Genomic DNA, 20,731 nt, shown 5'->3' on the forward strand with positions numbered 1-20,731 from the left:
GGCAGTGCGCCCGTAGGCTCGCTGCTGCGCCGGAAGGGCCGGCGAAGCTCGACCGACAGCAAGGTGGTCTTCCCGTGCACGATCCTGACCAGCCCGCCCCCCACACCGGTGACGCCGGGTCCTCGGATCCGGGCGCGGTCGACGCGGTCGCGGTCGGCCGGGTCGCGGAGAAGATCGAGGAGATGGCCGCCCTGCTGACCCGGCGTCTCTTCGACGAGCGGCGCCGCCCCGGCGCGGATAGCACCCTGGTCGAGCGCCTGCTCGCCGAACGGGCCGCCTGCGCGGCGGACCGCGCCGGGCTGGTGGACGCGGACGCGCGAGAGCTGGCGCGGATCGAGGCCCTCTACGACGCCAAGCTCGCCGAGAACACGGGCCGGTAGAGCCGGACAGGGAGAGCGGCGGGCGCAGCGCAGGCGAGCCGCCCCGGCCGCAGCCGCTCCGGCAGCAGAGGCACGGCGAGCCGGGTGATCGCGTCGATCTCCCGCCGGTACTGCGGCAGCGCGGCCCGCAGGGCGCGCTGGCGGCCCAGGAACGCCAGCGCCTCCTGCTCGCTGTAGAGGCGCTGCTGGCCGAGCCGGAAGACGCGCGCCGCACCCACCGGGCCACTCCAGCGGCCGCCGGGCCCGAGGACGTTGCGGAACGAGGCGCTGCCGTCACGCCTCACGATGCCGAGGTGGTCGACCAGACACCGCTGCTCGGCGAGCCGGACACACGCCAGCACCGCCGCCAGGCACCGATCGTGGCCGGTGGCGGTGGTGAACCGGCCCGGCCGGACGCCGCCCCGGCTGACCTCGGCGTAGCGCTGGGCGGTGCCCTGACGGCTGTCGGCGGCGCGCACGTCCAACACCAGCAACTCGACGCGGTACCCGGCCCGCCGCCACAGGGCCGCCGAGTCGGCGAACTCGGCCGCGCCGCCCGGCGCGATCTCGACCACCGCGTCGCCGCGCCCGTCGCGCACCAGCTGCTCGGCGCGGGCCTGCCACGCCTTGTAGTCCGCGCGGATACGGGCGGAGGCGGTACGCGGATGCTCGCGCAGCAGCTGGCAGTAGTCCGGGTGGGCGGCCTTGAACATCCCCCCGGAGATCCAGACGGGACGGCGCGAACGCATCGCCCGCAGCACCGTGACGGCGGCCCCGGTCTTGCCCGCGCCGGGAGCGCCCATCACGAACACCGCCACCGGCCGCTCCTGCGCGGTGATCGGCCCGAGGTCCGGGACGATCAGGTTCTCGAAGATCCACTCGTGCTCGTCGGCGGACAACCGGTGGAAGTCCACACCCGGCGGCACGCTCAGCGCCTGCGCCGTGCGGCGCACCGGCTCGGCCAACGCCGCCGCCCGCTCCACATCCCGCACCACCGCCAGCACCCGGTCCGACGCCAACCGCTCCTCCGCCCGCACCAGCTCCCGCTGCGCACCGGCCAGCGACCGGCGGAACCGGGCCGTCTCCGCCGCACCCCACCAGCGCCCGCGCTCCGCCTCCACCGCCGCTCCCGCGCCCGGCTGCCGCATCCACCGGCCGCCCGCGAACTCGTTGGCGTAGAGCACCTCCAGACCGCGCCGCACCACCGCGACGCGGTCCACCAGGCCCTCGGCCTCCAGCACGTCCAGCGTGCGGGCCAGCTGCCCCGCGCACTCGTCGTGGTTCGCCCACGACACCCACCGCTGCGCCCCGTCCTGGCCGTCCGGGGCGAGGTAGCGGGCCAGCACGCCGAGCTGGCTGACCGCCAGCGCCACCGCCACCGCCACCACTTCCACCCGGTACCCGGCCGCCCGGTACGCCGCCGCCTGCGCCCTCGCCTCGTCGGCGTCGGCGAACGCGGTCTCCACCACCACGTCCAGGCCGTGACGGCGGGCATGCCGCTCCACCCCGGCCTGCCAGCGGCGCACGTCCGCCCGCACCCCCGCCCCGGCCGCGCGCACGTCGCCCGCCAACAGGGCGGCATAGGCCGGGTGCGCCGTCTTGTACAGGTCGCTGCCGATCCGGACCGCGCCGCCGCGCCGCTCCAGCACCGCGTGCAGTACATCGCCGATCACGGTCTTGCCGCTGCCGGGAGGCCCGGCGACGAGCACCGCCACCGGCCGCTCCTGCGGCACCGCCCCGGCGGTGGCGGCAGGGACGATCACCTCGGCCAGCACCCGGCGGTGCTCCTGCTCGGACAGGACCGGCAGACCATCCCACTCGCTCAACCCGCTGCTCCTGTTCGCGGAACCGGCCTGCCGGGCGGCGGCAGGAGTGGACCGGGTCGGGGCGATCCGGACGCTGCTACTGTAGCGGGTACGGGTACGTACCCGTACCCATCTGTCGAGAGGAGCACCGCTATGGCCGACGCCAACGTGCGCATCCCCACCGAGACCCGAGACCGCCTCGCCCAACTCGCCGCCGGCGAACACATGTCGCTGCGCGCCTACCTGGCCCGCCTCGCCGACACCCAGCTCACCCCCACCGAACGCGCCGAACGCGCCGAACGGGCCCGCCAGAAGCTGCAGGCCTGGAACGGCTACAACCCGGACGCCGAACACGCCCAGCGCCTCGACGCCGAACTCGACCGCCGCCTCGACCAGGCAGCCGGCCTGTGACCGACATGCACATCGTCCTCGACGACACCGCCATGGTCGCCGCCGGCCGCGGCAACCTCCTCGCCTCCCGCCTCATCCACCGCGCCCACGCCGAACCCGGTTGGCACCTCTACGCACCCGCCTGCGCCCTCGTCGAAGCCGACCGCGAACGCCCCGGCACCGCCGAACACCTCGCCGCCCTGCCCGCCCTCACCGTCCTCGACCTCGACCTGCCCGCCGCCCTCGCCCTCACCACGGACACCACCTGGGCCCAGGCACACACCCGCTACGCCGCCGCCCCCACGCCCGAGCGCCCCGCCGGCGCCGTCGTCGCCACCGCCGACGCGGAACGCTGGAAGGGCGAGGCCGTCCGCGTCATCGACCTCACCCCGTAGCCGGACAGTCGGGACGCCGCCCGACCCGGAGGTCCCCGGCCGCACCGAACCGCCCTTCCATCACCTCCCCGGGCCGGCCGGGACATGGCCTGCGGAGACCCGCGCGGAGCGTGGTACATGGTCGGCGGGCAGGACTTCGAAACCCGCCCGACCCCAGGGGACGCCGCGCGGGGAGCCGGCCCGATGCCGCCAGCACCGGGCCGGTGGCGGTTCCCTCGGTGACGGTAGGTCAGACTGTGCCCATGAGTCCCGACCTACGCCCGCTGGAACTGGCCTTCTCCGAGCCCGCTGTCGACCAGGTCCTCCCGGCCGACGAACACCCGTGCCCGCTGTCCGCCGGGAGCTCGCCGTTCCTCGAACCGAACCCGACCGCGCCCGCCCCGTCGGGCGCCCCGCGGGCCTGACCCCCGGACCAGCCGCCCGCGACGCGGCAGTCGGCGTGCGTCGAGGCCGACGACCAAACCGCCCCCGAACCCCGTCGGCCGCCCGAGACGGGGACCCCGCGGCCCTCACCGGCGATCCCGGCCGCCCCGGCGCCGCAGTCGACGACGCCGGACGCCACCGACCGGCTCCCGGGAACGCAGCGCCGGCCCCGCACGGTGGCGCATCCTGGGCGCGAGCCGTCCCGTCTTCCTGACGCACTCGCGCTCTTGACGGCCCGTCACCCCCAAGAGGACGGTGGCCCGCAAGTGACCGCAACCGGTTTGGCGACGGAGGGCATCGTGGAGCTAGATTTCGTCGGGATCGACCCGGAGACGGGTAAAGAGGGCTCGCCGACCGCATGGGTGGACCAGGAGAGCCGGGAGATCGTCATCCAGGGCTGGACGGCCGGCCCCGACCTGCTGGACGCGATCTCCCGGATCGCGTGGGCGCCCGACCACACCCCCGGCATCCCGAACGGCGAGGCCGTGGTGCGCATCCCGGCCCGGATGGCGCAGATTCTGAGGGAGGCCTGCGATGTGGCTGAACGCGCCGGACTTTGACCAACTCCTCGACAACGCCCGGCACTCCGCGGTGCACCTGGAGCTGCGCGACAGCTACAACGTCCCGGACGAGGCCGACGCCATCGAGCGCTTCCGGCTGACCGGAACCTCCGACCTCGACCCCGAGTCCGAGTACTGGCACGAGTGGACCCGGACGGTACGCGAGGCAGCCGCCCGGGGGATCGCCATCCGCCGGGCCCGTATCGTCTCCGAACCCGTCACCCTCTACACCCGCTACCTGCACGCCATGACCCAGGTCAACGTCACCGCCGGCGAACAGGTCCGCTGGCTGGCACGACGCCACACCTGCGACCTCGCCCTGCCCGGCGAGGACTTCTGGCTGATCGACAGCAACCGGGTGCGCTTCCACCACTTCACCGGCGACGGCGACTGGGCCGACCGCCGCTTCTCCTACACCGAGGACCCGGCCGTGGCGAAACTCTGCACCACCGCGTTCGACGCGGTGTGGGAGCGCGCAGTCCCGCACGAGCACTACACCGTCTGACCCGCCGCGCCGAGCACCGACATGTCCGCCTCCCCGTCGTCCAGCGTTCAGGCCGCCCGCACCGCGCTCGCCGCCCGACTGCGCGAGCTGATGCTGGACGCCGGGATCGACGGCAAGGAACTGTCCGCCCGCTGCCGCTGGCACCCCGCCAAGACCTCCCGCATCCTCTCCTGCAAATCCGCCCCCTCGGAGAACGACCTGCGCGCCTGGTGCACGGCATGCGACGCGGACGCCAAGGCCCCCGACCTGATCGCCTCGCTGCGCGCGGTCGACCTGATGTACCGGGAGTGGCGCCAGACCCACCGTGCCGGGATGCGCCAGGTGCAGCAGGAGTCGCTGACGCTTCACCAGCGGACCGCGGCGTGCCGCGCCTACGTCTCCAACGTCGTCCCGGGCTTCCTCCAGACGGTCGCCTACGCCACCGCCCTGATGCGCTCGATCACCGAGTTCCAGGGCACCCCCGACGACGTCGCCGACGCGGTCGCCGCCCGCACCGAACGCGGCCGGCTGCTCCACGACGGCCGCCACCGCTTCGTCATCCTCATCGAGGAGACGGTGCTGCGCTACCGGATCGGCGACGCCGAGACGATGGCCGGCCAGCTCGGCCACCTCCTGGCCGTGATGCCGCTGCCCGCCGTCTCGCTCGGGATCATCCCCTTCACCGCGCAGCGCACCGTGTGGCCGCTGGAGGCGTTCTACCTCTTCGACAACGAGCAGGCCTGCGTGGAGACGCTGACCGCCGAGGTCACCGTGACCCAGCCCGGCGAACTGGCCGACTACCACCGCGCCTTCGCCGAGCTGGCCAAACTGGCCGTCCATGGCGCAGCAGCCCGAACGCTCATCACGACCGCGATCGACACCCTCGGGTGAATCCCCGCAATCAGCCGCAATCACGTTGAGACCGCGCCTGCCCGCTCCCTACCGTCGAAGAACCTGCAGCCGGGGCGTGCCCACGGACCGGTCGGCGTGCGGGCAGCAAACCGGGCGGCGGCTTGGCCTCACGCCCGCCCGCCGACGAGGGGGAGTCCCACCATGGCTGTCGAGGCCCCGCCCGGGCCGCCCGCCACCGCCTCGGCGCGGGTCCTGCTGCCCTACGAGCCGCGCTCCGCCTCTGTCGCCCGTCACCTGGTGCGCACCGCTCTGCACGATTGGGAGCTCGATGACCTCGTCGACGACGCCGAGCTGATCGTCAGCGAACTGGTCGGCAACTCGGCGAAGACCGGCTGCCGCCTGCGCATGGCCGTGACGGTCGCCCGGGTCACAGACGACACGGTGCGCATCAGCGTCCGGGACGGCTCCCGGGTGCTGCCCTGCCTGATCGACGCCGGCCTGGCCGCCGAGTCCGGCCGTGGCATGGCACTGGTCCACCGCCTCACCCGCGGGCAGTGGGGCGCGGTGCTGGAGTCGGACGGCAAGACCGTCCATGCGAACCTGCGCATCCGCGACCTCCCCCCGGTGCAGCCGAGCAGTTCTTCGCCGGCCTGCGGACCGGACTCCGGTGGCCGGTGGGAGCCGACCGCGGGCGCGGTTCCTGCCGCTGCGGCGTTGCCGGCGCTGTGACCCCACCGTGCGCGCCAAGGCGGTGCGCACGCCGCCGCCTTCGAACACCCGCACTCCTTCGGCCGCGCCAGCCACACCCCGGCCGGCCACTACGTGCTGCGCAGGTACGTGGGCGAGGGCGGGGTGAGTAGCGGCGTCGGCCGGGCCGGCAACGCCGACCGCCTCCTGCACCCGCTGGACACCGTCTTCATCGACCCCGAACGCGAAGCCCCGAGCGCCTAGTAACACATATAGGACCAGTGAGAAGGCCCGCCACCTACCGGTGGCGGGCCTTTCGCATGCCCGCAGACAGAAGGAGGACCTGTCGTGCCCACCATCACCTACCACCCGGCCGCCACCCGCACTCTCCGGTGCCTCACCGGCCCCCGCGCCGACCGCGCCCTGCACCACCAGGTCTGCCGTGCCCTTGAGCGCCTGGCCGTCGACCCGCGCCACCCGGGCCTGCGCACCCACCGCCACCACGCGCTGCCCGGCCACCTCGGCGACCGCGTCTTCGGCTCGCGCGTCGGCGCGGGCAGTGGCTGGCGCATCCACTGGACCTGGACCGGGCGCGACAACATCGAGGTGGTGCGGATCGGCCCGCACCCGTAGCCCGGTCCGGCCGGGTCGGCGGTGAACCGGTTGCAGGGGAGCGCGGGGTCAGGGGGAGGCGTTGCGGCGGCGGGAGCGGGCGGTCTGCTGCATCTCGGCCTCGGCGAGGTGCCGGCGGCCGGCGGCGAGGTCTTCGCGGACCTGTTCCTCGACGGCGGTGAACACCTGGTAGTAGGTCTCGTCGTAGGCCTCGACCAGCTGGTAGGTCCACATGCCCGGGACGACGTCCCGGCCCAGGATCTCCCGCTCGACGAGGTCGGCCTGGTCCCCGTGTCCGGCCTGGCGAAGCATCCGTACCGCCTCGGCGAGCATCCGGTCGGCGCCGCCGGTCATGTGGTGGACCGCGTACAGGTGCCCGCGGGCCCGCTCGGTGTACTCCAACGCCTTCGTCAGCATCCCCAGCGCCTCGACAGTCGCGTCGTCAACCCCGGGCGGACGACGATGCGCCTCGTCCGGCTCACCGGCCCCGACGTTCTCTGCCACCGATGCCTCCCGACGTGCTCGCCCGCCCCTTCGGCCAGACCGCCGACTAGCGCGCGGCATCCAGGCGCGCGGCCTGCTTGAGCTTCATGCTCGCCTTGTGCCTGTTCTCCGCGCCCGCCCAGTACGGGTGGGCGCGCAGCTCGGCGCCGACCGCGGTGAACGCGGTGCGCTGTTCCTCGGTCGGGTCGGCGGCCCAGGCGGCCTCGGCGTCGTACCAGCGGCGCTGGAGATCGAGCAGGTCAGCGGGGAAGTCATCTGTGTCGGACACCTGCCCATCGTAGATCGCACACCGGTGCGGTCCGGGGCGCCGCCCCGGTGGCCGGTCGCGGGGTGTCCGGGCCCTCGCCGGGCCCGCCGGTTCGTCCGAACCGGCGCGAGCGGATGGTCGTCGGGCTGCTGACCGTCGGTCAGACTGGGGTCATGACTGCCCGCCGCCGGCTCGGTCTCGGCCCCCTCGCCCAGCAGGACTCCCCTGTCCCCGAGTCGGACGGGCGCGCGCGCCTGATGCCGGCCGAGCGCATCGCGGCCCGGGAGCAGCCACCCGCTCCCGCCGCTGCGGTGCCGTCCGGTCGGCGCCGCCTCGGTCTCGGCCCGCTCGCCGCCCAGGACGCCTCCCCCGAGGCCTGAGCCCGCCCCGCGCCGCTGTGCTGCCCGCCGGCGATCGGCATCGCGGCAGTCTCCCCGGTGCGCCCGGGCCCGGCAGGCCGTCAGGGGCTTCACTGCGGCCCGTCGCGCGGGTGGTGTGTGCGGGTCGGCCCGATGCCGCGACGCCCCGGACCGGCGGCGGTGGTGCGCGCCGCGGGCAATGGGTGCGGCGCGTACCTGTCGTCATCCTCCCAGGGCGGCGGGCCCGGCTACCGCTGCGGAAGGGTGGCGTCCTCGATGGCGGCGGTCAGGCGGGCGTGGATGTCGGCGGCGGCGTCGCGGGTGGCCGGGTCGGGGTCGTTCAGTTGAGGGGCGATCAGTTCGAGTGCGGCGGCGAGGACCGGTACGGGGACGGCTGCGGTGCGCAGGTGCAGGAGCTGGGTGGCGGCTCGTTCTCCCGGGGTGGCGGCGGGCCGGGCGGAGGGGATGAGGGCGTTGATGCCGCGGGGCGGGAGCGGGGGCGGGGTGCTGGTCACCCGGTCATCCTCGCGTGTGCGGGCCTTCGGCGGCCAACGACGCCGGTCGTCGTTCCGGCCGTCTCGGCGCGTGCCGCGGGACAGCCCGGTCGTGCACGTCGCCGGGTGCCGCGCAGGGCTCCGCCGCCCACGTGTTTCACCCCGGGGTGAAACGGGCGGCGGGCGCTGGCTAGCATTTTGATCATGAGTTTCTCCCCGGGGGTCAACTCGGTGTCGGAGCCGATGCTGTTCGGCGCTCCCGTCTGCGAGGTGTGCGGGGGTGAGCTGCCGCCGCGCAAGGGCACGGGCCGGCGGCCGAAGTACTGCTCGAAGGCGTGCTCGTCGAAGGCCGACCGGCAGCGCGACCGGGAGCGCCGCGAGGCCCTCGCCGCGGCCACGGCCGCCGCCGAATCTCCCCGAGGGGAAGCGGCCGAGCCTGCCGACGACGTCCTGCGGCCGTTCGACTTCCCGCTGGGCGCGGACGGCGAGGAGCTCCTCGAGGCCGCAGCCGAGCTCTACCGGCAGACCAGGCTCTTCCTGATCCAGCTCGGCCGGGCGGCCCGCAACGCCGACCCCGACCTGCTCCAGCGTGCCGAAGCCGACATGCGCGCCGCCGCCTACGTGCTCTCCGCGCGCCACCGCGAGCTCGTCGGACAGCTCCTCGACGGCCACCCGCTCGCGCCGCCGGCCCCGGCCGCCGACCCGTCCACCCCGGACGTTTCCCCCCGGGTGGAAACGCCGTCCGCGGAGCGGATCGCCGCGGCCGTCGGCGCCGACCTGCTCGCGGCGCTCGCGTCGGCCGGCCCCGGCGCGCACCCCGGGTCGGCGGCCCCGAGGCAGTCCGTCGAATCACCCCGGGGAGAAACGGTGCGCCCGGAGAGCGGCGCGGAAGGCCTTGGGGCGCATCGGGCGCCCGCCGATACGCCCCGGGGAGAAACGGCGGCGCGGTCGGCGGGCCTCGCCGTGCCGCCGTCAACGCCCCGGGGGGAAACACTGGCCATGTCCGACGCGCCCTCGTCGTCGGCGCCCGGGGCCGAACGTCGGCTGCGCGGCCTGGTCGACCGACGCCTCGCCCAGCAGGGCGCCGCCATCCCCGCGCCCGGGGCGCCGACGGAGTCCGCCGGCGGCGCGGGGACGGTGACGGTGCCGCGGGATCCGATGCTGCGCGGCCTGCCCCAAGGAATGGACATCCACCTCCCGCTCGACGAGCGCGTCTTCGGCTACAACTGGGCGCTGGCCGGGTGGACGGTGCAGCCGGACGTCCTGGTCGTTCTCGGAGAGGGGCATCAGGTCGGCTGGGTCGAACGCGGCCTGGACGGCGGCGACGGCTGGGTCGCCGTCCACGACGGCTACTTCCTCGGCGACCCGGTCACCGAGCAGGCCGTCCTCCACGCGACCCCGGAGCTGGCCGCCCGGAGCATTCATCACGCCCACGTCCACGATCTGACGGCGGCACAGAGCGCGTAGGACGTCGGGCATGCCGCGCAGCGACGACTCCTCCACCCCCGCGTACGGTGCCGGTCCGTGGACGTTGTCGGCCTGCGACTTTGTTCGCGACCCGGGCGTTCGTCCTCCGCCTCGACGATTTTGACCGGCACTCTGGTGGCCGCTTCCACACCTGCCCGACCTGCCGCCGACTTGTCGACGCGACGACGACCCGGCCGACGCCGCCCATGCCTGGGCCCACCTCGACGCCGACCCCTACCTGCGCCGCTACCCGTCCTCGGCGGCCTATGCGCGCCGGGGGATGAACGCCTATCTCAACCCGGGTCCGGAGAACCTGGTGCATCCGGCCTGAGCTGTCGCGCAGCTCCGCAGTCCCGGAACTGCACAGCAGGGCGTACAAGAAGGAGGGGGTGCCGGGCTTCTCCGGGAACCCCCTCCCCGTGTCTGCCTGCCTCGCGGGACTCCAGGCAGCCCAGACATCGGGTGCGTCCGCGGCCTGGGTCAGGAGCGGGCCATCTCCTGCGGTACGGCGAAGCGGATGTCGGGCCGGCCTTCACGTTCGAGCAGCGCGAAGGCGATCGCGCCGAGCGCGGAGTCGCGGATTCGGGGGTCGAATCGGCCCATGTCCTCGATCGCTTGGGCGAGAAGCCGCGATTCCTCCAGGATGCGCTGGAATCGGGCGGTACGGCACTGGTCCCAGGCCTCGCCCCAGACCTGGGGGTCGGCATCGGGGAGGGCGAGTGTCTCGACCAGCGCCACGACCTCGTGCCGGCTGGGGAGACGCTCGCCCTTCAACGTCCGTTCCAGCGTCGTGTGCGGAAGCCGGTTGAGCCCGGCTCTCTTCTCCAGCTCGCGTGGTGATGGGGAGCCGGCGTCGAAGAGCAGCCACTTCAGCCCCTGACGTAGTTCGGCGAAGTTGACGATGAGTTCCGGTTTCGTCGAGCTCCCCCTAACCCTGAAGGCGCGCCCGGGCCGTTCCCTGTACGGGGGGCTGTACCACGCGGGCCGCTCGTCGGACCTGGCCACGAGCCAGATCTGGCGCAGGGTCTGTACGGCGGGTGCGGGAGCCTCGCACGCGTTTGTGATCTCGCGGATGATCGAGAAGTCGGGAACGGAATCGCCGTTCAGCAGGCGGCGCACCGTTCCCTCCTTCAGGGATGAGGCCCCTGCGATCGCCTTGAAGGTGGTGAGCCCGTAGGCCTTGCACAGCGCGTCCAGCTTCGCCGCCAGGAGGGCCCTCGGGCCAACGGTTTCACGGATTGCTCGTCGGCGCCCCATCACTCACCTCCAGGTGATCTTGGGGACGCGCCGCGCCAGTACCACTACGACGACAGCACCGACTCCTGCGAACAGGCCGAGGATGCTCAAGATGGGCTTCTCGACGACCAGCAGGACCGCGCCGACGACCAGGAAGGCGATCACGACGGCCGCTTCGGGGCCAGACATGGGAAGACGGGAGACCAGCTCCGGGCCAGTCGGCGTGACCGTGTTGTCCACCGGAGCCCCAGGTGCGGAACGCTGAAGAGGCGTCAGGTGGATGAGTTCGCCTTCAGCGGTGACTGCCGCAGCGTCACCGAAAGGGTTGACCAGGGTCATGGGGTTCTCTCTGGGCTAGGGGCTGCTCGGCGTAGTGCCGCGACAGCAGACGTGACCCGCGGCGGCGTAAGCCGGGCGTGGGTATGCCGTGAGCCGGTGGTCGCATCGGTTGCCCGTCGGACCGGCTCGGCCCCGCCCGCAACAGGCTGCTGCGGGCGGGTGGACTCCAACCACATGTGCACAACTGCCGAGGCGGCCTTGCCGGGCCGACCTCGAACGCACGGCCATCAGGATCTCAAGTAGCCACCCGCAAGGCCCAATTGGAGATCATTCGTACCGGCTGGTAGCGCCGGGTATGCCCCAACCGCCACAAGTTGGGGGGTGCTTATGCGACGGATCAGACCTTCATATCGATAGCCCTGGCCTGCCTACGCTTTTGTCTGTAAGGCTGAAGGTGCTCTGTTTGCTTGAATCATGGACTGACGACGACATAGATGACCCGTTTCGACTTGCCGACTCAGTGCTGCATGGCGATTCTGAACACATCTCTGAGGCGGTGGACTCCAACCACGGTTCAGGACCGGCGCACCAGGTGTTGCCGCACCGCGCCACATAGGCCAGAGCAGGCGAAAGCCCGCTCTGGCCTTTCGCTTCCCCGGGTGCCGGAGGAGCCGCCGTCTCTCCCCGCAGTCCCCGCGTGCGATGGTCGTCGCCGACGACGCGGTGGGCGCGCGGGAGGCGCTGGCCGCGCTCGGCCTCGCCGCGGGCCGCCGAGCTGCCCTCGACGCCGCCGAAGCCCGCCTCATCGAGACCGCCTGCGCCGCAGGTGGGTCCTGGAACGCGATCGGGGCGGCCCTCGGCATGACCAAGCAGTCGGCGGCCGAGCGCTATCAGCGCCTGCGTCAGGCAAAGCCTGACGCCACCTTCTGACGTCCCGCCACGCTCCCGGGAGGGCCCGAGATGCTGACCGCTACCTGGACTTCTGCCGGAGCCGTTCCAGGGCTCCCGGCTCGGGCAGGGCGGGGCCGGTCGAGCCGTCGTCGTTGCGCCGGCTGCGGGCCTTGATACCGGTGGCCTTCACGCGCTCACGCCGGCGAAGCTGCCCGACCTCGTCGCGCTCCCACCGTTGCCCGCGGGCGTCCTCGAACGAGACGGTGACGGGGCGTTGGAAGAGCTCCTGCACCACCGGGACACCGATCTCCCGCTGGACGGCCTCGCCAGGAGGTATCAGTCCCACCGGCAGGTTGACCACGTCGGTCTCGCCCGGCAGCTCGCCGGCCTCGATGGTCCGCAGGACGACCACGGTGTTGAACACGGGCTGGTCGGATCCGTTGTGCACGACGACGGAGTCGAAGCGGTAGAGGTTGCCGGGCCCCTGCCCGGTGTCCGGGCCGGTCCAGGCGGCGACCTTTGCCGCGTACTCCTCGGCATCCTTGCGGCGGTCCCGCAGGTGTCCGCGCAGGTAGTTCGAGAAGGCGGCCACGGCCGACACGACGGCGATGCCGAGCCCGGCGTAGGAGACCAAGGACGGGGCGCCGCCGGAGCTGCCAGGAGCGGCGATGAGGTGCGCGCTCAAGGCGCTGGTGATCGTCACGGCGCAACCGTAGGGATGCGGCCGCCCGATGGGAAGGCGCTGTCCTGCACCCGCCGGCCGACACGACGTCGGGCAGCCACGCACCCTCGATCCCGGGACCACGCAATCCCGGACCCGCGCAAACGGAAGAGGTGCCCGGCACCAGGCCGGACACCCCTCCCCCGCGTCTGCGGTTACCGCCGCTGCGCCTCGGTCTGCTCGCGGATCGCGGCAGCGACATCCAGCAGCGCGTAGGCGACCGCGGCCAGACCTTCACCGATCGCGTCGGTCTGCTTGTCCTCGCCGGTGAAGCCGGCCGCGTTGCCCGCGTGATGCAGCGCGTTGTGCTCGGTGATCGACACCATGTCCTCCCTGGGGACGGTAACCTGCCGAGCCTTCCCGATCTCCGGCCCGGCCATGCACACCGGCGGCGCGACCCTGGACACCGCGCCCCCGGTGCGGGGCTCGAATTCCCGGCGGTCCTACTCCAGATTGGTCAGGAGGGCGGCGTAGTTGCGGGCGTAGACCGCTCGGCCGGGGACGGCGCGCTGGAGCACGTCGGCGTCGGCGAGGTCGCGCAGGAGCTGACGGGCCCGCTTGGCGTTGACCTGGTGGCCGGCCGAGACGAGGACCGAGGTCACGCGGCTGGCGTCCCAGTTGCCGCTCTCGGCGCGCACCGCCGCTTCGAGGGCGGCCTTCTGCGTCGCGTGCGCAGCGGGGTCCACGGGCTCCTCGTCCCGCCCGTACCGCTCCCAGGCCGTCTGCTTCGACAGGCCGAGGACGTCGCCGATCTGGGTCCAGGAGTAGTCCTGGAAGCTGGCCTGCTGCGCGGCGGCGCGGGTCTCGGCGGGGAACCCGCCGTCCGTCAGGCGGATCAGGGCGAGGGCGGCCATCGGCTTGCCGTTCTCGGTCAGATCCCGGATGCGGTCCACGACGGTCTGCACGGCGGCCGCCGCCTCGGCCGGGACGGCGGTCGCGGCGACGGAGGGGAGGTGCGTGTCCCGCCATTCCCTCTCCGCGTCCCGCTCACCTGGGTCCTCGAAACGGGCATCTTCCTCCGCCTGGGGGTCGAGCCCGCTCGTATGCACGGTGTCGCTCCCCCACCCGCAGCTGCAGCGGGCGACCACTCCGATGACGTCGATGTGTTCGGGGTCGGTTTCATCCAAGTCGACGGCGGCGGTGAACCGGTGCCCGAGAAATTTCTGATGGGTCGTCATAGATCGTAAGGATTCCAGTCCATGCGCACGATGTCAAATAAATCGGACGAACGATGGAGTGTCAGGTTTTCCTTGCGATGCCTACGCTTTTCCCGGCACTCCGCGATCCCGGTATCCCGGAACCACCCACAGGCCGACGAACCCAGCGACCAGCTCTCCGAGGAGTCGGGCCGCGACCCGCGCCACCCTCAAGCCCAGACCGCCGCGCACACCGCGAGCCGCCACCGGCCGCGAGGGTCTGCCCCCATCGCCCTGGTCCTGGTGCCCGGCCGCAAGCGTCGGCGCCCCGGTACCAAGCCCCCCACCCCCGAGGAGAAACACGAGCAGGCCCGGCGCGACCACGAACGCCTCCTGGCCCGCGGCCGCCGCCGCGTCGAAGCCGCCACCGAGGCCCTCTGGTCCCCGATGCCGTACTGGGGAGCCGACACCACCGCCCTCGACCACCACCGCGCCCTGCCGGTCGTCGCCACCACCCTGCCGCTGCTGCGTACCCGCAGCGCCGACGCACCGATCTGGCGCCGCTTCGGCCGAACCGGCTGGCACACCCTCAACCACGCCCTCGACAACCCCGACGGCGACCAACTCCTCGCCGCCCAGCGGGCCGCCGCCGACCAAGCCCGCCGCGAACAGCAGGCCGCCGAACACGAAGCCCGCCGCCCGGCCTGCACCCGCTGCGCCGCGAAGTTCACCGACGAGCGGTGGGAAGAGAAGAAGCGGACGGTGTGGGACGACGGGCTGTGCGGGTCCTGCCGCCAGGCCGACGCCGAACAGCGTGAGCGCCGCGAAGCCGAGGAAGCGGCCGAGCGGCGGCGCGTCACCGACGGTCCCGGACACCGCCGTACCTGGTGGCACCGAAGCTGACCGTCCCGCCGCCGTTCCGCACCGGTGAGTTTCTCGCCCCGAGGCTGGTGAGTTCCTTTCCCGGGCCGGTGAGTGCGGCATCGGCTCGGTGAGTTTCGCCTGCCACAACCTTTCCATCGCAGCTCAGAGCACGTGCGGTGCGACAGCGGCGCAGGCCTGCGACGGGCAGTCGGCTGCGACTGCGACCGCCCGGTGAGTTTCGCAGTCGCAGGCCGGTGAGTTCGGTGCGACAGCCGGTGAGTTTCCGGCCACCGAAACTCACCGGCCCAGGTCAGGGCGCTGCGATCCCGGATCGCAGTACGGTCGCCGTCCACAGCGGCACCGGCCGGCCCTTCGCCCGCGGCGGCAGGTACCCGGCCCGGACCGCCTGGACCTTGCTGCCGATGGACGGCATCGGCGGGCGCTGGACCTGCTGCAGGTCGCCGGACGACTGGCGGTGCGCGCCGTCCAGCCCCCGCCCGGCCGGGCCCGGTGGTGCCCACCGTCCGGGAGTGCGCACGGGAGGCCATCGCCGTCCGCACCCTGCGCAGGGCCGCCGAGGCCCTCGGCCTCGACGACGAGGGCTGACCCCGGAGCAGGGACGGATCGAGCGGCAGCCGACGATAATGTCGAGAGCAGTGCTCGCGCCAAGGCCGGTGCGGCCCGGTGCCCCGGGATCGGCCAGCACCGATGGAACCTTGACGGTTTGCCACCGAATCCTGATGACAGGAGCTACCGTCAGCGAAGGTTGCGTGCTGCAGGTCCAGGAGGGTGGCTTTGTTCACGAGTTCCGGCGGCAGATGTCGACGACTCCGGAAGGCATCCGCCAACCCGTGGAGTCGATGTTCACGAGAACGGGTTCTGGCTCACTTTCCGTGGATTGGTTACGGAGAGTCAGATCGTCGGGGCCATGCGATGGCGGTTTGGATGGGCGCGAAGCTGGGGGGAGGTGAGTTCGAGGGCCCGGTTGTCACGTCCGGCGCTCATGTGGTTGAGCCAGCGTTCGTACCAGTCGAGGAAGTCGGTGGCGGAGGAGACGTTGGGGCCCCAGTACCCGTCGCTGTTGCCGATGAGGACGCGGCCGGTGAGGGGACCGGCCACCGCGATGACGCATACGTCGGTACAGCCCATTTCGATGATGTGGAGGAAGAGGTCGCGTTCGTAACCCCCGGATTCTGCGTCGTCGAATCCGCGGGGTGCCCCCGGTTCCTCACGCGGGTTCATGACCAGCAGGGAACACCGCTCCAGCGGCATGAGGCCATAGAACGGCGCCGCGCCTGAGCCGCCGATGTGCGTGAGGAACTGCCGGTAGGCGTCGGGCAGGGCAACATCGTGCTCGGCTTCGAACGCAACGACGCGTGCTTCTGCCAGTTTTGGACCGAGGCGGAACTTGTGTTGCTCTTCTCCGAAGGAGTGGCTGCGCAGTGGTTGGAACGGGATCGCGGCCAGCTTGCGGCGCAGGCGGGGTATGCGGGGATCCATGGTGCATCTTCTCTCGTCCTCGTCACCCTATGGATGGCTGTGGTCAGCTGGCCAGGAGAACCCGTTTCCGCAGGAGCGCGAAGCCGGCGCGGCCGAACATCTGGCGTTTGAGCATCTTGATCCGGTTGACGTGTCCTTCGACGACGCCGGAGTTCCAGGGGAGGGTGAGCCCGGCGATGACGGCGGCGCGGTCGCGGTCGATGCCGGCGGCGAGGGTGTGCAGGCTGGGCAGGTCGTCCTGGCGGACCGCGTCGAGCCACTCCGGGAGCCGTTCGCCCTGGCGCTCGGTGAGCATGGTGGCGAAGGAGCGGACGTGCCGGGTCAGGGCGTCGAGTTCGGGGCAGTGGGCCAGGACGGTCTTGAGCTGGAACTGCTCGGACTCGGAGAGCGCCGTGGGCCGTCGGAGGATCCAGCCGGCGACGGTGCGGGGCGACGGCGGTTGCGCGGCCACCGGCCGAGGTGAGGTCCGCTTCCGCCGCAGGTAGGCGCTGACGCGCTGGTAGCTGCCCTTGTAGCCGAGCGGGACGATCTCCTCCCACACCTTCCAGGCGTTGGTGCAGCCCTCGCTCCAGCGGTCGTCGAGGTAGGGCTTGTAGTCGTCGAGGACGGACGTCCGGTTCTGCCACTGGTCGTGGAAGAGGTCTTCCGGGTTCGCCGTGTCGGCCAGGAGCTTGACCGTCCGCCAGGTCATACCGAGCTGCCGCTGGACTGCGCGCCTGCTGTGCCCTGCGGCCAGCAGTGCGTGCACCGCGGCGTGCCGGGTCCGCGTGCGGTCGGCGAACCGGTAGCCCCTCGGCCAGGGCTCGGCAACGTCCTTCGCCGAAGGAGGGTTGATCTCAACTTCGCTGCCAGGGGATGGAGTTACTGCCCGGAGGCACTGCCGGTGGCGGGCGACCGCCCGCTCGGCTGCTTCGCTGAGGTTGTGCCACAGGTGCCAGCGGTCCGCGACCTGAACGGCCTGCGGGGCTCCGGTGCTGGCACCCTCGGCGAAGAACGGTGCGCGGTCCCGGCAGACGATCTCGACGCCCGGCCGCTCGGCCAGCCATGCCGCCAGGCTCGACGCCTCCCGGTCGGGCAGCAGGTCCACCGGCCGACGGGTCTCGGCGTCGACCAACACCGTCCCGTAGACGCGGCCCTTGCGCGTCGCGTACTCGTCGACGCCCACCACCCGCGGGGCCGGCGGCGCCGGGTCAGGGAGCTCCTCGACCAGCCGCAGCACCGTGCTCCGGCTCACCGACACCCCGAACACGGCGGCCAGCCGGGCCCCGGCCCGGCCGGCCAGCGCCAGGCCGACCGAGGCGAGCGTCGCCCGCAACCGCTCGGTCCAGCGGCCGTGGCGGCGGGTCAGCCCTTCGATCTGCTCGGCGAACGTCCGCCGTCCGCACGACGGATCACCGCACACGAAGCGCCGCACCCGCAGGCTCAACCGGACCCGCCTGCCCCCAATCGGCCCGTCGGCGAGAAACCGCAGGTAGGAGCTGTGAACCCAGGTCGACCATCCCCCACAGCCCGGACAACTGCACCCCGCCGCAAGGGACTTGATCCTCACCTCCACCGAATCGAAGCCCACGTCGACCGACAGCACCGCGACGTCCACGACCGACGGAAACAGCAGCCCCTCCAACCGGGGCACCAGATCATCCACGGTCCCGCACTGTCGGCCACCACGACCCGCCCGTTGGCGAAATCCGGGCAACTTCCCGACGCCGACAGCACCGCCATACCGTCACTCACCGTGTGCAGATCACGGAAGTTGAGCCAGAACCCGAGAACGGGAGGCACCCGCCGGCACTCGGCAACAACGCCTTGGCGGACGACACCTGCGCCCGTAGCCAGCGCTTTTGCCCTGGCGCCCAACCAGGCGGCAGACGGCATTCCACAGGTCGCCCCCGAGGTGCTGCCCGTTCTCGTGAACATCCGGCACGGGAGGTGCCTCCCGAACTGCTGTCGAAACGCTGCTCTGCGACGTGAACAGAGCCAAGGAGGCGTGATGTCCGAGCCCATCCCCGACGATTTGCGCTGCTCTCGCTGCGGTCACTTGCCGGAGCCGCTCATCTGCCTCGGCCATAACGCCGACGGCACACCCACCACCGACGCACCCGCGGCGATGGCCGCACTCGAAGCCGAACTCGGCCTCGCCGAAGACGCGCGCCGACAGGCTGCCGGTACCGCGCTCACCGATGCCCAGACCGTTGCTGTGCTGCGCGCCTTGGCCGACTTGGGCGCCGGCAACGGGGGACGACAGCGCTGACCGGGCCCGTCGGCTGGTGGAACCGATTTGTCCCGCGAACCCGACCGGTGCGGACGCCTCGTGGTGCTCCTGGGCGACCGGGGCGAAGGTCTGTGACCGCCTCCGCGGTGGCGAAGAACGTTACGCGGTGGATCGGGGTGGGCGCGGATGGTGTTCAATGGCCCGACCGTTGCACGTTGAGCAGGGAGGACGGCGGGATGGGCCGCAAGAAGCCGGGCAAGCCGCGTCGGGAGAGGGCCGCGGGCGGGTACACGTTGCAGCAGCTTCAGCCGCCCGGCTACGACCAGTGGATCGTCCCCGCGCCGGACCGGGCGAAGAGGATCGACGCCGGGGGCATGAGCGCGGGCGCCGTGGACACGGCCCGCCGCATCGAGCGCCTGCTGCCCCTCTACGGGCCGAAGCTGCCGGTGCAGGCGCTGTGGCTCGATGTGGCCGTCGACAGCGGTGCCCTGCAGGTGCGCCACACCGACGGCGCCATCAGCCTGCTGCCGGTCGCCGAACTCGCCGGCATGCTCAGCGGTCCGGACGGCGGCCCGGCCGCCCCAGCCGAACTACGGGCCTCGGTCCACGAGCTCCACGCCGCCGGCGCGGTGCTGGTGGAGCCCGACGAGGACGACGGCTGCGTGCTGCGCCCGGTCGTCGGCAAGCCGGAGCGCCCCGGGGATCCGTGGCTGTTCGGCGGCGACATGGCCGCGGGGCTGGTGCCGAAGGCGTGCATCCCGGTCGACCCGGCGTCCATGGACGCCGAGGAGTTCGCCGCGCTCGCCTACCTGCGCGCCCACCTCGCCGAGGGCACCGCCGGCACCGCCGAGGAGTACGCGACGTTCAACGGCGTCGGCACCGTCGAGCGGGCCCGGGAGCTGTTCGCCGCGGTGGACCACCTCCTCGACGTCCGGGGCTGCCCGGCCTGCCCGAGCGGCCACCTGTGCACCCGCGACGTCGACGCCCAGCCCGCCGGCTGAACCACCGCCCGCCCACCGCTGCGCCCGCCCCGGAACTCCCCGGGGCGGGCGCAGCGGTGAGCGGGCGTCAGGGCTTCGTGCCGGTCAGCTCCCACCAGGGCACCGGGCCCTCGTCCAGGTCGGCGATCGGCCACCACAGATCGCTACCGACGCCCTCCGCCTCCAGGTCCTCCAGCCGGGCGACCCCGGCCGCCACGGTGCGCAGCATCGTGGCGACGTGCCGGGTGCGGGCGACGAGCTCCAGCTGGCCGACGCGGTTGGCGAAGCCGTTCTCGCCGGTGCCGGTGAGGACGAACAGCAGCCTGGGGAAGCGCATGTAGCGGCGCTGCCACAGCGGCTCGCCGCCGCCCTGCGCGGCGAGGGTGCCCTGCCGCACACCGGACGGCAGCGGGGCGGTGTCCCAGTAGCGGGCGTAGGCGTTCAGCTTCGCGGCCAGCCGGCTGCCGCCCATGGTTCCGCGGTCGACCTCGACGAACGCCAAGTGGTTGACCCAGGAGCCGCCTCGGGTGTCGCGGGTGTAGTGGAGCAGCCCGTCCGGGCGCACCGTGCCCTCCTTGCCCTCGGCGAAGCGGTGGGTGATCTCCGGGATCAGGTCGAACGGCCCGTAGGAGTCGCCCCGGCACCGGGCGTCGGCGAGGAACACCAGATGGGTCCGCACGACCGCCAGCTGGTGGTACAGCGTGAACTTGAAGGCCTCCCGGTCACCGGGCAGCCGGGGCACCGGGATGTCCGCCAGCTCCGGGAACGCCGCGGCGACCTTGACGCCGTGCTCGGTCAGGAACCAGCCCTTGGCCCGCCCGGACTGCGGCAGCACCAACTCCTCCACCAAGCCCCGCTCGCGCAGGGCGCGCAGCCGACCTCGCATCTTCTCGATGCCGCTGTCCGGGGCGTGCAGCTGCCGTAGCTGCTCGGCGGTGGCGATCCGGAACTGGAACAGGGAGGCCACCACCGCCCAGGTGATCTCCACCTCCCGCGTCTCGCTGTCCGGTTCCACGCCCGTCCGCGCCCTGGCCCTCGCCTTGGTCTTCCTCGCGGTGCTGTCCTCGATCGTCATCACGGTGCCCTTCAGCGGGCGCGGGCCTGCTGCTCCGCGCGGTCGCCGAAGGGAACCCCGCACACCTTGGCGGATCCCTTGGCGATTCACCCCGTTCGCGGCAACGATCACGTAACGGCCCCCACCAAGGCGGGGCCTCCAACCTTGGCGGAGCATCAAGGTGAACGCCCCGCAGACCTTGATGGCGACGTCGAACGCC

28 protein-coding genes are annotated in these 20,731 nt (G+C 72.6%); 16 read left to right on the plus strand and 12 right to left on the minus strand.

The features are described from left to right. Positions 1 to 74 precede the first annotated feature (74 nt). A complete protein-coding gene (locus AMK19_RS33400; RefSeq protein ID WP_073819235.1) occupies positions 75 to 380 on the plus strand; it encodes a hypothetical protein in 306 nt (101 codons plus the stop codon). Here AMK19_RS33400 and AMK19_RS38375 read toward each other — a convergent pair. Next, positions 344 to 2,185 carry a zeta toxin family protein gene (locus AMK19_RS38375; RefSeq protein ID WP_158071983.1) on the minus strand — a complete coding sequence of 614 codons (1,842 nt, stop codon included), beginning with the start codon at positions 2,183 to 2,185 and terminating at the stop codon, positions 344 to 346. The genes AMK19_RS33400 and AMK19_RS38375 overlap by 37 nt on opposite strands. Positions 2,186 to 2,317: 132 nt before the next feature. Here AMK19_RS38375 and AMK19_RS33410 point away from each other — a divergent pair, with 132 nt between their 5' ends. From AMK19_RS33410 to AMK19_RS33440, 9 genes are all read left to right on the plus strand, one after another. Beyond that, positions 2,318 to 2,575: a hypothetical protein gene (locus AMK19_RS33410; protein WP_073819236.1), complete on the plus strand. Its 258-nt coding sequence runs from the start codon at positions 2,318 to 2,320 to the stop codon at positions 2,573 to 2,575. 5 nt (positions 2,576 to 2,580) lie between these two features. Continuing rightward, a complete protein-coding gene (locus tag AMK19_RS33415; RefSeq protein ID WP_073819311.1) occupies positions 2,581 to 2,949 on the plus strand; it encodes a hypothetical protein in 369 nt (122 codons plus the stop codon). 242 nt (positions 2,950 to 3,191) lie between these two features. After that, complete coding sequence (locus tag AMK19_RS36335; protein WP_158071984.1) at positions 3,192 to 3,353, plus strand: hypothetical protein; 162 nt, start codon at positions 3,192 to 3,194, stop codon at positions 3,351 to 3,353. A 285-nt stretch (positions 3,354 to 3,638) separates the two neighbouring features. Next, a complete protein-coding gene (locus AMK19_RS33420; RefSeq protein WP_338015827.1) occupies positions 3,639 to 3,932 on the plus strand; it encodes a hypothetical protein in 294 nt (97 codons plus the stop codon). Continuing rightward, positions 3,907 to 4,437, plus strand: a complete 531-nt coding sequence (locus AMK19_RS33425) for a DUF6879 family protein (protein ID WP_073819238.1) — start codon at positions 3,907 to 3,909, stop codon at positions 4,435 to 4,437. Before AMK19_RS33420 ends, AMK19_RS33425 begins: the two co-directional genes overlap by 26 nt. A 21-nt stretch (positions 4,438 to 4,458) precedes the next feature. Then, entirely contained in the window at positions 4,459 to 5,307 is an 849-nt protein-coding gene (locus AMK19_RS33430; protein ID WP_073819240.1) for a DUF5753 domain-containing protein, read from the plus strand. Between the two features lie 162 nt (positions 5,308 to 5,469). Next, positions 5,470 to 5,997 (plus strand): ATP-binding protein, encoded by a 528-nt coding sequence (locus AMK19_RS33435; RefSeq protein WP_073819242.1) that lies wholly within the window; start codon positions 5,470 to 5,472, stop codon positions 5,995 to 5,997. A gap of 93 nt (positions 5,998 to 6,090) precedes the next feature. Further along, positions 6,091 to 6,219, plus strand: a complete 129-nt coding sequence (locus tag AMK19_RS38380) for a hypothetical protein (RefSeq protein ID WP_274537012.1) — start codon at positions 6,091 to 6,093, stop codon at positions 6,217 to 6,219. An 84-nt stretch (positions 6,220 to 6,303) separates the two neighbouring features. Beyond that, positions 6,304 to 6,588, plus strand: coding sequence for a hypothetical protein (locus tag AMK19_RS33440; protein ID WP_073819244.1), 285 nt, complete (start codon positions 6,304 to 6,306; stop codon positions 6,586 to 6,588). Positions 6,589 to 6,636: 48 nt separating this feature from the next. On the opposite strand, the gene AMK19_RS33445 is transcribed toward AMK19_RS33440, so the two are convergent. Together AMK19_RS33445 and AMK19_RS33450 are read right to left on the minus strand one after the other, a co-directional pair. Then, complete coding sequence (locus tag AMK19_RS33445) at positions 6,637 to 7,071, minus strand: hypothetical protein (RefSeq protein WP_073819246.1); 435 nt, start codon at positions 7,069 to 7,071, stop codon at positions 6,637 to 6,639. Positions 7,072 to 7,117: 46 nt separating this feature from the next. Continuing rightward, positions 7,118 to 7,339, minus strand: coding sequence for a hypothetical protein (locus tag AMK19_RS33450; protein ID WP_073819248.1), 222 nt, complete (start codon positions 7,337 to 7,339; stop codon positions 7,118 to 7,120). Positions 7,340 to 7,491: 152 nt separating this feature from the next. On the opposite strand from AMK19_RS33450, the gene AMK19_RS33455 reads away from it, so the two are divergent. Further along, entirely contained in the window at positions 7,492 to 7,698 is a 207-nt protein-coding gene (locus AMK19_RS33455; RefSeq protein ID WP_143200547.1) for a hypothetical protein, read from the plus strand. A gap of 227 nt (positions 7,699 to 7,925) precedes the next feature. Here AMK19_RS33455 and AMK19_RS33460 read toward each other — a convergent pair whose 3' ends face one another. Beyond that, positions 7,926 to 8,192, minus strand: coding sequence for a hypothetical protein (locus AMK19_RS33460; RefSeq protein ID WP_073819251.1), 267 nt, complete (start codon positions 8,190 to 8,192; stop codon positions 7,926 to 7,928). A gap of 183 nt (positions 8,193 to 8,375) precedes the next feature. On the opposite strand from AMK19_RS33460, the gene AMK19_RS33465 reads away from it, so the two are divergent. Then, positions 8,376 to 9,638 (plus strand): hypothetical protein, encoded by a 1,263-nt coding sequence (locus AMK19_RS33465; protein WP_143200548.1) that lies wholly within the window; start codon positions 8,376 to 8,378, stop codon positions 9,636 to 9,638. A gap of 480 nt (positions 9,639 to 10,118) precedes the next feature. Here the strand turns inward: AMK19_RS33465 and AMK19_RS33470 are convergent, their stop codons facing one another. Both AMK19_RS33470 and AMK19_RS35745 read right to left on the minus strand, forming a co-directional pair. Continuing rightward, positions 10,119 to 10,895 (minus strand): hypothetical protein, encoded by a 777-nt coding sequence (locus AMK19_RS33470; protein WP_143200549.1) that lies wholly within the window; start codon positions 10,893 to 10,895, stop codon positions 10,119 to 10,121. A gap of 3 nt (positions 10,896 to 10,898) precedes the next feature. Then, a complete protein-coding gene (locus tag AMK19_RS35745) occupies positions 10,899 to 11,213 on the minus strand; it encodes a hypothetical protein (RefSeq protein ID WP_143200550.1) in 315 nt (104 codons plus the stop codon). 642 nt (positions 11,214 to 11,855) lie between these two features. Here AMK19_RS35745 and AMK19_RS33475 point away from each other — a divergent pair. Continuing rightward, positions 11,856 to 12,083 (plus strand): hypothetical protein, encoded by a 228-nt coding sequence (locus AMK19_RS33475; RefSeq protein WP_073819257.1) that lies wholly within the window; start codon positions 11,856 to 11,858, stop codon positions 12,081 to 12,083. Between the two features lie 40 nt (positions 12,084 to 12,123). Here the strand turns inward: AMK19_RS33475 and AMK19_RS33480 are convergent, their stop codons facing one another. The 3 genes from AMK19_RS33480 to AMK19_RS33485 all read right to left on the minus strand — a co-directional run bounded on the left by AMK19_RS33480 (position 12,124) and on the right by AMK19_RS33485 (position 13,943). After that, a complete protein-coding gene (locus AMK19_RS33480; protein WP_073819258.1) occupies positions 12,124 to 12,747 on the minus strand; it encodes a hypothetical protein in 624 nt (207 codons plus the stop codon). A 173-nt stretch (positions 12,748 to 12,920) separates the two neighbouring features. Continuing rightward, positions 12,921 to 13,091 (minus strand): hypothetical protein, encoded by a 171-nt coding sequence (locus tag AMK19_RS36340; RefSeq protein WP_206745156.1) that lies wholly within the window; start codon positions 13,089 to 13,091, stop codon positions 12,921 to 12,923. 117 nt (positions 13,092 to 13,208) lie between these two features. Further along, positions 13,209 to 13,943 (minus strand): hypothetical protein, encoded by a 735-nt coding sequence (locus AMK19_RS33485; protein WP_073819260.1) that lies wholly within the window; start codon positions 13,941 to 13,943, stop codon positions 13,209 to 13,211. Between the two features lie 261 nt (positions 13,944 to 14,204). Between AMK19_RS33485 and AMK19_RS33490 the strand changes: the two genes are divergently transcribed. Then, entirely contained in the window at positions 14,205 to 14,804 is a 600-nt protein-coding gene (locus tag AMK19_RS33490) for a hypothetical protein (protein WP_073819262.1), read from the plus strand. Between the two features lie 873 nt (positions 14,805 to 15,677). On the opposite strand, the gene AMK19_RS33495 is transcribed toward AMK19_RS33490, so the two are convergent. Next, positions 15,678 to 16,265 carry an SMI1/KNR4 family protein gene (locus AMK19_RS33495; RefSeq protein ID WP_073819264.1) on the minus strand — a complete coding sequence of 196 codons (588 nt, stop codon included), beginning with the start codon at positions 16,263 to 16,265 and terminating at the stop codon, positions 15,678 to 15,680. Between the two features lie 43 nt (positions 16,266 to 16,308). Beyond that, on the minus strand, positions 16,309 to 17,910 hold the full coding sequence (locus tag AMK19_RS33500) for an ISL3 family transposase (protein WP_073819266.1): 1,602 nt from the start codon (positions 17,908 to 17,910) through the stop codon (positions 16,309 to 16,311). 345 nt (positions 17,911 to 18,255) lie between these two features. On the opposite strand from AMK19_RS33500, the gene AMK19_RS33505 reads away from it, so the two are divergent. Further along, on the plus strand, positions 18,256 to 18,516 hold the full coding sequence (locus AMK19_RS33505) for a hypothetical protein (RefSeq protein WP_073819268.1): 261 nt from the start codon (positions 18,256 to 18,258) through the stop codon (positions 18,514 to 18,516). Between the two features lie 176 nt (positions 18,517 to 18,692). Next, the gene (locus tag AMK19_RS36740) at positions 18,693 to 19,478 is read left to right on the plus strand and encodes a hypothetical protein (RefSeq protein WP_198953530.1); all 786 of its coding nucleotides are present in this window, start codon (positions 18,693 to 18,695) and stop codon (positions 19,476 to 19,478) included. Positions 19,479 to 19,545: 67 nt separating this feature from the next. Here AMK19_RS36740 and AMK19_RS33515 read toward each other — a convergent pair whose 3' ends face one another. Then, positions 19,546 to 20,532 (minus strand): replication-relaxation family protein, encoded by a 987-nt coding sequence (locus AMK19_RS33515; RefSeq protein WP_083647574.1) that lies wholly within the window; start codon positions 20,530 to 20,532, stop codon positions 19,546 to 19,548. Positions 20,533 to 20,731: the final 199 nt, after the last annotated feature.

The organism is Kitasatospora sp. CB01950, from assembly GCF_001905465.1.
Classification (GTDB): domain Bacteria; phylum Actinomycetota; class Actinomycetes; order Streptomycetales; family Streptomycetaceae; genus Kitasatospora.

What these genes read in the sequence shown, in the direction of transcription:
- AMK19_RS33410 (WP_073819236.1), top strand. Translation starts at nt 2,318, where the DNA reads ATGGCCGACGCCAACGTGCGCATCCCCACCGAGACCCGAGACCGCCTC.
- AMK19_RS33415 (WP_073819311.1), top strand. Translation starts at nt 2,581, where the DNA reads ATGCACATCGTCCTCGACGACACCGCCATGGTCGCCGCCGGCCGCGGC.
- AMK19_RS36335 (WP_158071984.1), top strand. Translation starts at nt 3,192, where the DNA reads ATGAGTCCCGACCTACGCCCGCTGGAACTGGCCTTCTCCGAGCCCGCT.
- AMK19_RS33425 (WP_073819238.1), top strand. Translation starts at nt 3,907, where the DNA reads ATGTGGCTGAACGCGCCGGACTTTGACCAACTCCTCGACAACGCCCGG.
- AMK19_RS33430 (WP_073819240.1), top strand. Translation starts at nt 4,459, where the DNA reads ATGTCCGCCTCCCCGTCGTCCAGCGTTCAGGCCGCCCGCACCGCGCTC.
- AMK19_RS33435 (WP_073819242.1), top strand. Translation starts at nt 5,470, where the DNA reads ATGGCTGTCGAGGCCCCGCCCGGGCCGCCCGCCACCGCCTCGGCGCGG.
- AMK19_RS33455 (WP_143200547.1), top strand. Translation starts at nt 7,492, where the DNA reads ATGACTGCCCGCCGCCGGCTCGGTCTCGGCCCCCTCGCCCAGCAGGAC.
- AMK19_RS33465 (WP_143200548.1), top strand. Translation starts at nt 8,376, where the DNA reads ATGAGTTTCTCCCCGGGGGTCAACTCGGTGTCGGAGCCGATGCTGTTC.
- AMK19_RS33470 (WP_143200549.1), bottom strand. Translation starts at nt 10,895, where the DNA reads ATGGGGCGCCGACGAGCAATCCGTGAAACCGTTGGCCCGAGGGCCCTC.
- AMK19_RS35745 (WP_143200550.1), bottom strand. Translation starts at nt 11,213, where the DNA reads ATGACCCTGGTCAACCCTTTCGGTGACGCTGCGGCAGTCACCGCTGAA.
- AMK19_RS33475 (WP_073819257.1), top strand. Translation starts at nt 11,856, where the DNA reads ATGGTCGTCGCCGACGACGCGGTGGGCGCGCGGGAGGCGCTGGCCGCG.
- AMK19_RS36340 (WP_206745156.1), bottom strand. Translation starts at nt 13,091, where the DNA reads ATGGTGTCGATCACCGAGCACAACGCGCTGCATCACGCGGGCAACGCG.
- AMK19_RS33485 (WP_073819260.1), bottom strand. Translation starts at nt 13,943, where the DNA reads ATGACGACCCATCAGAAATTTCTCGGGCACCGGTTCACCGCCGCCGTC.
- AMK19_RS33495 (WP_073819264.1), bottom strand. Translation starts at nt 16,265, where the DNA reads ATGGATCCCCGCATACCCCGCCTGCGCCGCAAGCTGGCCGCGATCCCG.
- AMK19_RS33505 (WP_073819268.1), top strand. Translation starts at nt 18,256, where the DNA reads ATGTCCGAGCCCATCCCCGACGATTTGCGCTGCTCTCGCTGCGGTCAC.
- AMK19_RS33515 (WP_083647574.1), bottom strand. Translation starts at nt 20,532, where the DNA reads ATGACGATCGAGGACAGCACCGCGAGGAAGACCAAGGCGAGGGCCAGG.